The 3,846-nt window shown below is 43.4% G+C and carries 3 protein-coding genes and 1 pseudogene; all 4 read right to left on the bottom strand.

The window, feature by feature from the left end; all coding sequences use genetic code 11:
- Positions 1–281, bottom strand: a pseudogene (locus BCT81_RS20350) (hypothetical protein); the annotation flags it as partial.
- Between the two features lie 144 nt (positions 282–425).
- A complete protein-coding gene (locus BCT81_RS20345; protein WP_061031005.1) occupies positions 426–803 on the bottom strand; it encodes a VOC family protein in 378 nt (125 codons plus the stop codon).
- A 186-nt stretch (positions 804–989) separates the two neighbouring features.
- Positions 990–3,032, bottom strand: coding sequence for a M4 family metallopeptidase (locus BCT81_RS20340; protein ID WP_102425617.1), 2,043 nt, complete (start codon positions 3,030–3,032; stop codon positions 990–992).
- Positions 3,033–3,440: 408 nt separating this feature from the next.
- A complete protein-coding gene (locus BCT81_RS20335) occupies positions 3,441–3,797 on the bottom strand; it encodes a hypothetical protein (RefSeq protein ID WP_102425616.1) in 357 nt (118 codons plus the stop codon).
- Between the last annotated feature and the right edge of the window lie 49 nt (positions 3,798–3,846).

The raw sequence follows: 3,846 nt of genomic DNA, 5'->3' as shown, positions 1-3,846 counted from the left end.
ATATCACTGTCTTCTGAGGTAATAACGGCACTCTCATTAACATTATTTGAGGCAGGCTCAATGACCGCTTCGCTTGCCGTCTCCTTGACCACAGCCTCTTCGACACTGTTATTAATCACTTTTTCATTGCTTGAGATATTTTCGTCGGTTTGATTTTCACTTGTTGTCGCACAAGCGGATAAAAGCAACAGGCTAATAGTTATTATGAATAATTTTCTGACCATGGCGATTAGAACTGGATTAATAAAACATTGTTCGATTGTAAGTAAATTAAGCCACATGTTCCAGCTACACACTTACTTTGTGGTAACGAGATGTGTACATAATTACGTACTGCATAGAGATTCTTGGCTTTACAGAGTCTTGCTTCAAGCTTTAATAGAGTAACTGATTTATGGATAGCACAATCCACCGATATCGACCTACTAATAATTCGAGACTTCGATTAGGTTACCATCAGGATCTCGTAGATAAATTGAGGTGATCTTGTCCACTGCACCCGTTCGCTCGACAGGCCCTTCTTCGATGATCACACCTTGTCCCGTGATATGATCGAATACCTCATCAATAGGTGTGTTGGTAATGAAACATAAGTCCGCACTCCCGGCTTGAACATGCTTAGCCTTAGGCTCGAACTCTTTCCCTTGCTGATGGAGGTTTATCTTTTGATGACCAAACGACAATGCCCAACGTCCCTCACCAAATTGAATCGGTTTCATCCCTAATACGCTTTGATAGAAATTTACTGTTATCTCTATATCTTTAACGGTTAATACAAGGTGATCTAGATGACTTATTTCCATAAAAGTAAACTCTCCAAAAATGACAGGCTCCCGGATTTAACCATTCGCCATGAGCGCAGATATAATCCAGCGCTTAGAAGAGTGACACAAGTAAATTATACGTAGGTAGATCCCATTGTTAACGAATAAAGGGACCACGTCTGAGTGCTCCCTTTGTCTATTTGTCTTAGCTAAACTCTAACCGAGTTACATACACAAACCTTCGTGTGTCCAGTACCAATAGTTTTCAAACGGATCAGCACCCCAGTTATCTGTTGTAGACGTAAAACGGTTGCCCCAGTATTGAACCGACGCTCCAGCTGGGTAGAAAGTATTCGGGCTCCACTCTGGCACATCCACACACATGTCCTGAGGATCAGGTTGAGGACTAGGGTTTGGCAGTTCTAGTACAGTGCTGACCGCTACATAAGCGTCTGTTGACCCTTGCGCACCAGATACCATTACGTAGATATCATCTCCTTGTATACCGCCAAAGCCACAGTACTCGTTGTTATCCAAGTTGGTAGACGAGCAATCGTAATCATTCAAGGATGCAGGGCGACCGATAGCAACATACAGATCGACGTTACCGTAACCATTGTAAGTTTGGATCCACACATCACCTTCAGAGCTGTTCTTCAAAACGAACTGCTGCTGATCGTTGCCGCTACTCAACACTGGTGCAGGAACGTTCAATTCTAAATTGTTGATGCCCGGAGTTGGTGTTGGTGTTGGTGGATTAGGGTTTGGATTCGGCTGACCAGAACCACAGTATTGTACGTTAACCCCAACCTGACTAAAGGCAGAGCGTACAGCAGATGATTCATAACCTAGGTGTTGTGCCGCCTTACAAACTCCTTCAGCTCCTGATTGGAAGTTCGATCTTGATGTCCAGTAAAGTTGATTTGCCGTAGCGTAAGCCATGAACGCCTTTTTAATGTCCCAACCGTTGCTAGTTGCTAGGTGGTAGAACGCTTTGTTAAAAATACCCGAGCTGTGGTGGACATCAATGCCATTGTAGTACTGGTTAACATGGTCGATAGACATACCATCTTCGCTAGGTTGAATGAAGTAGCGCATTGCTGGGCTATACTTCATGACGTGCTCACCCATCTTCCAGTTAAAGCTGCCATGCACATATTCACTTAACGCCGCAGCTGCCACATCAGAGAATGACTCATTCATACCACCTGACTGACCACGGTACTCAAGGTTTGAATTTTGCTCAGTAAAACCGTGGCTTACCTCGTGCGCGATCACATCCCACGTTGCTAATGGGTACATTGATTGGTTGCCATCACCAAACGTCATCTGTTGACCATCCCAGAACGCGTTACCGTAGTTCGATCCGTAGTGCACACGCATCGTTAGTTTTTGCTGGATAGGACGAGTGTTCAGCCACTCTTTGTACATGTCAAAAACACGCTGGCCGAAGTAATGTGCATCGTTCATTGGTGCATACGCGCCGTTGATCGCGCGATAGTCATTGACGTTTCTACCGTAATTACCATTACAGGCAAATTGGTGAACCTGACCATAATCTTGGCGATTATTCATGTTCATAGTGACGACGTTTTGGCTGTCCATCTGGCAATATGAGTTGACTTGGAATCCACCATACTGAGTGTTCGGGCCGAAGTAGTAGCGACCACTCTTCTGGTTCCCACCAGGGCCTTCAGCATCGATGAACGCAATACCTTCCCACTGGTCGAGTAGCTCGCCAGATTTAGCGTCTACAAGCGTAATTGGTCGTGAAGGTCCCATGCCTTTTGTTTGTAGGAAATCAACCTTATAGATGAGGTGTGCTTGTTGCTGTTCATCTAACCAAATAAAAAGATCAGCATTTGGATTACGAATGGTTGCAGCTGCTACACCCTTATGTTGTGACTTGGCAATGGCAATCGCTTGTTGAGCGTTGATCATTGGCAAGGTTGACCCGATATCAGTTTCAATGCCCGTCAATACTTGTCCGTCGACAGCTTGAGCAATACCTTGCTGGGAAAGATCAACGACTACCGACTGGCCATAAACCGGAACGCCATAGTGAAGCTGTTGTTTACGAAGGAGTGTCGTTGTACCGGTCTCAACTCGACTTGCTTCATGATAAGCAAGTGATTGATTTGCAGCACTAAAGCCTTGGCTAGTTTGATTAAGAATTGTTGACAAATCGACTTCAGAGTAGTCGAGTACATTGGCAGCTTGAGAAGTAAACGCTATTGGAAATAGCATTAGTAAATGTGCACCACGCATACATCACCTTTATAATTATGTTTTTTATAAATTCACCCAATGGATGAGCGCGCATCTTAACGATAGATTTCACGCATAACTAAGTGCACTTAGTTTTATATGTGATATCGATTCAGAACATAAGTTATGAAGAAATAAAAAGTGAGACGGGGAGTCAAAAAAACCAATACTTTCCGTCACTTACGAACAACTCAATAAATAAACGCAAAATTTGGAGGGGTATCTAATTTCCGATAATATCCGGAAATTTCATGCTTCGAATGGTTACGAGATTAAGGTTTGATATCAATTTTCAAATAACGGCGCCAACTCACCATCACAAAATTAAACTCCAACATTCACCAAACAAGGTAACGAGCAACTAATGATGAGGGTGTGTTGGCGATGTGTATTAGCTGAGGTTGAGACTTAGTATTTGGCTTTATTGAGCGTATAAGTAATTATGCTATCGTCCCCTACCTTAAATGACCAAGTGTTGTCGCCTTCGGTAAAATGATATTCACCCTTAGACAAAGTTGGTGTCAGATTAGCGATGAACGAAGACAGCTGAGGCTCGTTGATAACAAAACTCCCCTCAGAAGTGTTGATATCTAAATCGTTATTGACTTCAATCTGCGACGTTGAGCTAGGCAATATGTCGGGCAACCAACCTCTATCAAACAAACGATCTTGTTGAGCCTGCTCGTAAGTGGCGTACTGATCACTGACCACGTCAGAACAGCCTGACAGTAAAAGTAAAATTGGGAGTAATAGCTTCGTTCTCATTTATTTCCATCATTTGAAAGCAAGGGCTTGTCCAGCCTCTGAGTTGTAT

The sequence above is a fragment of the Vibrio sp. 10N.261.52.A1 genome (assembly GCF_002876325.1).
In the GTDB taxonomy this organism is placed as follows: Bacteria; Pseudomonadota; Gammaproteobacteria; order Enterobacterales; family Vibrionaceae; genus Vibrio; species Vibrio chagasii.
The sequence above is the reverse complement of the archived record's forward strand: the minus strand, read 5'-3'. Positions and strand labels throughout refer to the sequence as shown.